The organism is Caecibacter sp. AF58-12pH5A (genome assembly GCF_027681725.1).
GTDB lineage: Bacteria > Bacillota > Negativicutes > Veillonellales > Megasphaeraceae > Megasphaera > Megasphaera hominis.
The window spans coordinates 23,636-29,886 of sequence record NZ_JAQDBC010000031.1 but is presented as its reverse complement, the minus strand read 5'-3'; the positions used below and the strand labels follow the sequence as shown (position 1 = coordinate 29,886).

The window sequence follows — 6,251 nt, the reverse complement described above, 5'->3', positions numbered from 1 at the left end:
GGCATTGCGGTTCCAGTGCGTATCCCCAATCATGATACGCACTGGAAGGGGACAGTGATACATCTGCGCGTTCAGCAGATGCATCGAAAGGGGTGTATTGGAAGATAAAAAACATTCAAAATAAAATGAACCCCTTCAGGCCCAAATGCTCCGCATCCGGCCCAGCTCCCCCACGGGGGAGCCCATTTAAACACCGAGATATTGGTGCTCTTTTTGCGTAATCAGCGGCGGTTCCGTGCTGCCAACAGTGGCCGTGACGTACACACAGATGCATCGAAAGGGGTTCATTTGAGAAAATTACAGCTTTTTACATTTTTAAAATAAGATGGTAAGATAGATATAATGTATATAAGTATATTTTTATTTATAAAGGAGATTTACCTTGGAAGCAGAATTAGTATCAGATATCTGGACCATAGCACAGGTCATTCTCATCGATCTGGCCTTAGGCGGCGATAATTCTATTGTCATCGGTATGGCAGCGAAGAATTTGCCACCGAAATTACAAAAGAAGGCTATTATTTACGGTACCATCGGGGCTATAGGCTTGAGATTCCTCTTGGCGGCTCTCGTCGTTTGGCTCTTACAGATTCCTTACTTAAAGACCATTGGCGCGCTCTTATTGGTCCTCATTGGCATTCGTCTTATTGGCGCTAATGATGACGGTGAAGATATTCATGTCAAGGCCAAAGACTCCCTTTTTGAAGCTATATGCACGATTATGGCGGCTGACGCATTGATGAGTCTCGATAATGTATTGGGCATTGTCGGCGCGACAGGAGGCCATTTAGGACTGCTTGTGGCCGGTATGATGATCTCTGTTCCCATCATTGTCTTTGGCAGTACCATTGTCATTAAAATTATGAATCGTTTCCCTATTCTCATGTATGTCGGTGGTGCAATTCTCGGCTGGGCTGCCGGTGGTATGCTGGCTTCTGACCCATATTTTCCATGGCATACGTTACCGGCTCATTATTTCCAGGGTGCGTTATTGGTGCTGACACTTGTAGGCGGTTTTATCTGGCAGAAGCTGCAAATATACCGTAAAAGGAATAAGCAGGGATGATGAAAAATATATGTGAAAAAACATAAAAAGTTGTAAAATCACGCTTGACATTTATCCTGAGTATGGTATTATATACAAGTCAGGTAACGGGGCGTAGCGCAGTTTGGTAGCGCGCTTGGTTCGGGACTAAGAGGTCGCAGGTTCAAATCCTGTCGCCCCGACCACATTTGTATGTTGGGTGTTTTTCCCGAGAACACTGCTGTATAGCAACGACATGCAAGACCTGGAGAGGTGTCCGAGTGGCTGAAGGAGCATGATTGGAAATCATGTGTAGGGCTACAGCTCTACCGAGGGTTCAAATCCCTCTCTCTCCGCCATAAACGTGATAGAATCCGCTTCCGCGGGTTCTATTTTTTTTTAAAATTTGGGTTTGACCCTCGAAGGTCATGCGTCTTTTGACCCTCGTTTGACCCACTTCACGAAAATAAGTATTCTAAGAGAGAATCTGCCAGGACGGGTTCTCTCTTTTCTCTATTCGCTTCTTCCTACGTTTTTTTGCAGTCATGCTTGAGATGTATACCTTTGAAAGACTGAAAGGTATTGGAAAATTATGGCAGACTGTGTACAATAGTGTTATAAGGGAGGGGATTTTATGAATACTTCAGAACGACCATTTATTTTCTGCCATATGGAGACTTCCCTTGATGGTAAAATCATGGGGAAATACCTTTGGATTCCCGAAACGAATACAGAGCACGATGTTTTTTATAGTCTCATCTTTGGCGACCAGGCTAAGTTCACCTTTCAGGCGACCTTAGAAGGACGTATTACGATTGAAGATAATTACACCTTTTATCAAAAGCCGGAGCTGGATCTGTCGGCAGGGCCTGTTCCCGAAGGCGATTACCTGGCTCCCGGTGCAGCACTGGGCTTGTATCAGATCGTTATGGACAGCCATGGCCGCGTAGCCTGGAATCAGAATACGATCGGTGAAGGGGATCGCACCATGCATATTGTTGAGGTGCTGACCCGGCAGACGAGCAATGCGTATAAAGCCTATTTACGGCAGCGGGGCATTAGTTATTTGATTTGCGGTGACACTCACGTCGATTTGGAAGTTCTTTGCCGTAAGATAAAAAAAGATCTGCACGTAACATCGATGATGCTGGCCGGTGGCGGCGTCGTCAACTGGAGCTTTGTTCAGGCCGGTTTGGTCGATGAAATGAGTATCGTCCTTGCACCTGCCGCTGATGGCAATCGTTCGACCCAATCCTTGTTTATGACCAAGGCGGGGATATCCGAGGATCATCCGGTTATATTTAAGCCTCTGGAGGTAGAACTCCTGGACGACGGCTTCATCTGGCTCCACTATGCTGTAGGTGAGAAAAATATGTATGACTTCGACAATGATCCGGAGTATAAAGAAGTACAGGATATGATCAAAGCAAATTCGTAAAGTCTCAGGCTGTGAGGGGGGAACGTCACATGACAAAACAGAAACACGACGTATCACGGCGGGGCTTTCTGAAAATAGCTGCCGGATCAGTCTTAGGGGCAGCATTACTGTCTGTCCCAGGTATCAATCTGGCAAGAAAACTGTCTAATAACCAGAACGAGGAGGTATTTGATATGACGAAAAAAGTAGTTACGCGTACAGATGGAAATCAGTATGTACCTTATGAAAAGAGAACAGGCAATGAATCAATCGTGTATTTTACCCGCGATTTATCTGCTGCAGGCCTTTTAAAAATTTATGATAAGGTTGCGACTACCCTGACGGGCAGAGTCGGTGTTAAACTCCATACAGGGGAACAACATGGCCCGAATATTATTCCTCGCCCGTGGGTACAGGAACTGTTAGAAAAACGGCTGCCTGAAGCTCATATCATTGAAACCAACACGTATTACGCCGGTGACCGCTATACGACAGAGCAGCACCGGAAGACACTGGAAGTCAATGGCTGGACGTTTGCACCTGTTGATATCCTCGACGAAGACAGCACGATGATGCTGCCCGTTAAGGGTGGTAAGTGGTTCCGTGAAATGTCTGTCGGCAACCATTTGGAAAATTATGATTCCTTCCTGGCCTTAACCCACTTTAAGGGCCATACACAAGGTGGTTTCGGTGGTTCCAATAAAAATATCGGTATCGGCTGTGCCGACGGCCGTATTGGCAAAGCCATGATTCATACGACACCGGGCCAGCCCAACCAGTGGGACATTGCCAAGGAAGAATTTATGGAACGGATGACTGAATCGTGTAAAGCAACGATTGACCACTTTGCCGGACATATTGCTTACATCAACGTCATGCGTAACATGTCCGTTTCCTGTGACTGCGAAGGGGTAGCTGCCCAGCCGGTTGTGACGCCGAACGTAGGCATCACTGCATCCCTTGATATCCTGGCCGTTGACCAGGCCAGTGTCGATCTGGTCTATGCCATGAAAGAACAGGATCACCATGATCTGGTAGAACGGATTGAATCGCGTCATGGCCTGCGCCAGCTGACGTACATGCAGGAACTCGGCATGGGCAACAGCAAGTATGTCCTCATCGATCTGGATCATGATGGACAGCGCATTACACCGGCTGACGCCATTAAAGATGTCGTTCCTTTTAGTAAATAAATAGAAACTGTTACGCAGCCCGCTTCCTATGGAGGCGGGCTTTTTGTATGTCAGTTTGACTGTAATGTGTTAAACTCATTCATATTACTTATGAATCTTTGCAGCTGCGAAATAGTATTATGAACATATATCATTAAACAACCATTGTGTGTTACTAATTGATATACAAATATAGGTCAGTCTTTCTTGACTTTTTTTATCTAAAATACTACAATCGAATAGAAAGAACGAAGAAATAATTATTATTTGGAAGAATGGTGACTCCCTATGTTCATGAACCGGAAAACTGATTATGCGATTCGTATTCTCCGGGGCCTCCTTGACGGACAACGCCATGCGGCTGCCCAGTTGGCAGCCAGTGAAGAAATTCCTTTGGCTTTTGCTTACAAAATCTTAAAGCAATTGTCTAATGCCGGCATTGTCCGGTTAGAGAGAGGACCTGGCGGTGGCTGCATGTTGCAGGCAGATCTAAAACAAGTAACCTTATATGATCTGGTCGTTTTGATGGAAGGAGACGCAGATATTACGGCTTGCATGAGCGGCACATACGACTGTGAATGGCGGCGCACCCATGGTATCTGCAAAGTACATTTAAATTTATGTTCCTTGCAGCAGGAAATTAATCAGAAACTACAGGCGAAAAGCCTATGGGCAGTTTTAGGTAAATCTAATTAGTGTATTGCAAAGGAGGAAATCAGTATGTTATTTGAAACAACAGCGGCGCATGAAGCGCTGCGGAAGGAAATCCGTACATTTGCTGAGACCGAAGTCAAACCTATTGCTTTCTCACTGGATCAAAACAATGAGTTCCCTGATGACATCGTAAAAGAAATGGGGAAACGCGGCTGGATGGGGTTGCCTTATCCGAAAGAATATGGCGGTGCCGGTTTGGATGTCATCAGCTACGCTATTGCTGTTGAAGAATTATCTCGTATTGACGGCGGCGTCGGTGTTATCCTTTCGGCTCACACATCCTTGGGCACGTATCCTATTGCTGCTTTTGGTAACGAAGCACAGAAGAAAAAATATCTCGTTCCCTTGGCAAAAGGTGAAAAACTGGGTGCTTTCGGCCTGACGGAAGAAAATGCCGGTTCCGATGCCGGCGGCACGGAAACGACAGCTGTCGATAAAGGCGACTATTATCTGCTTAATGGCGGCAAAATCTTTATTACGAATGCGCCGAAAGCTGATATTTACGTTGTATTCGCCGTTACGACGCCGGATATTGGCACGAAAGGTATTTCTGCCTTTATCGTAGAACGGGGCTGGAAAGGCTTTGATTTCGGCGATCATTATGACAAATTAGGGATCCGCTCGTCCACGACGGCAGAACTGATTTTCAATGATGTGAAAGTACCGAAGGAAAACCTGCTCGGCAAAGAAGGACAGGGCTTCAAGATCGCTATGGCCACACTGGATGGCGGCCGTATCGGCATAGCCTCCCAGGCCTTGGGCATTGCGCAGGGGGCTTATGATAACGCTCTGGATTATGCAAAAGAACGTATCCAGTTTGGCCAGCCTATTGGCGTGCATCAGGGTATTTCCTTTAAATTAGCTGATATGGCAACGAAGCTGCGTGCTTCCCGTTATCTTATTTATTCGGCTGCTGAAATGAAAGAAAACCATGAACCGTACAGCATGGAAGCTGCTATGGCTAAGATGTATGCATCCGATGCTGCCGTAGAAATTACGAACGAAGCGCTGCAGGTATTCGGCGGTTCCGGCTATCTGAAAGGGATGGACGTCGAACGGGCTTTCCGCGATGCTAAGATTACGACTATTTATGAAGGGACTAATGAAATTCAGCGCGTCGTCATTGCAGCCCACCTCTTAGGCCGTCTGACAAAGAAAGAAGGCGGCGGACGCCGTTCCGTTGCTAAGAAAGCTGCACCGGTTACAGGAATCCGCAAAAATAAGATCTTCCGCGAAGGCGATGCTAAAGAAAAAGTAGCCGAATTAGTCAGCACGCTGAAACAGGATGGATACGATTTCACCGTAGGCATTCCGGAAGACACGCCGATTACCCAGGCAGAACGTGTTGTTTCTGCAGGCAAAGGCATTGGCAGTAAAGAAAACATGAAACTCATCTACGATCTGGCACACGCTGCCGGCGCTGCTGTCGGTTCGTCCCGTCCGGTTGCAGAAACGTTGAAATATGTTCCCCTCAACCGCTATGTAGGGATGTCGGGACAGAAGTTTACGGGCAACCTTTATATTGCCTGCGGTATTTCCGGCGCTAAACAGCATCTGAAAGGCATTAAAGAAGCTTCGACGATCGTCGCTATCAATAAAAATGGGAATGCCCCGATTTTCAAGAATTGTGACTATGGTATTGTTGGCGATGTCAACGAAATTCTGCCGCTCTTGGCAGATGCCTTGGGCCGTGGTGAAAAGAAAGCAGCACCGCCTATGGTGAAGATGAAACGCCCGGTTGTACCAAAACCGGAACCGATCGGTCCCCGTTATGTATGTAATGGCTGCGGCTATGAATATGTACCGGAACTGGGCGATGAAGAAGCAGATATCGCACCGGGGACACTCTTTGAAAATCTGCCTGATGACTGGGTTTGCCCGGAATGTGCAGAAGCTAAAGAAAACTTTATCAAAGAATAAGCGG

5 protein-coding genes and 2 tRNA genes are annotated in these 6,251 nt (G+C 46.6%); all 7 read left to right on the top strand.

Annotated elements, in window-relative coordinates:
* Window positions 1–382: 382 nt before the first annotated feature.
* Window positions 383–1,066, top strand: a complete 684-nt coding sequence (locus PGX44_RS11295) for a TerC family protein (RefSeq protein WP_498855457.1) — start codon at window positions 383–385, stop codon at window positions 1,064–1,066.
* Between the two features lie 87 nt (window positions 1,067–1,153).
* Window positions 1,154–1,230: transfer RNA gene (locus PGX44_RS11290), tRNA-Pro, on the top strand.
* A 61-nt stretch (window positions 1,231–1,291) separates the two neighbouring features.
* Window positions 1,292–1,383: transfer RNA gene (locus PGX44_RS11285), tRNA-Ser, on the top strand.
* A 275-nt stretch (window positions 1,384–1,658) separates the two neighbouring features.
* Window positions 1,659–2,462, top strand: coding sequence for a RibD family protein (locus PGX44_RS11280; RefSeq protein ID WP_498855456.1), 804 nt, complete (start codon window positions 1,659–1,661; stop codon window positions 2,460–2,462).
* A 29-nt stretch (window positions 2,463–2,491) separates the two neighbouring features.
* Complete coding sequence (locus PGX44_RS11275) at window positions 2,492–3,634, top strand: DUF362 domain-containing protein (protein ID WP_498855455.1); 1,143 nt, start codon at window positions 2,492–2,494, stop codon at window positions 3,632–3,634.
* A 273-nt stretch (window positions 3,635–3,907) separates the two neighbouring features.
* Window positions 3,908–4,309, top strand: a complete 402-nt coding sequence (locus PGX44_RS11270; RefSeq protein WP_288201704.1) for an RrF2 family transcriptional regulator — start codon at window positions 3,908–3,910, stop codon at window positions 4,307–4,309.
* A 24-nt stretch (window positions 4,310–4,333) separates the two neighbouring features.
* Window positions 4,334–6,247 (top strand): acyl-CoA dehydrogenase family protein, encoded by a 1,914-nt coding sequence (locus PGX44_RS11265; RefSeq protein WP_186502861.1) that lies wholly within the window; start codon window positions 4,334–4,336, stop codon window positions 6,245–6,247.
* The last annotated feature ends 4 nt before the right edge of the window (window positions 6,248–6,251 follow it).

Coding starts and splice junctions, on each gene's coding strand:
- PGX44_RS11280 (WP_498855456.1), top strand. CDS start 1,659: ATGAATACTTCAGAACGACCATTTATTTTCTGCCATATGGAGACTTCC.
- PGX44_RS11275 (WP_498855455.1), top strand. CDS start 2,492: ATGACAAAACAGAAACACGACGTATCACGGCGGGGCTTTCTGAAAATA.
- PGX44_RS11270 (WP_288201704.1), top strand. CDS start 3,908: ATGAACCGGAAAACTGATTATGCGATTCGTATTCTCCGGGGCCTCCTT.
- PGX44_RS11265 (WP_186502861.1), top strand. CDS start 4,334: ATGTTATTTGAAACAACAGCGGCGCATGAAGCGCTGCGGAAGGAAATC.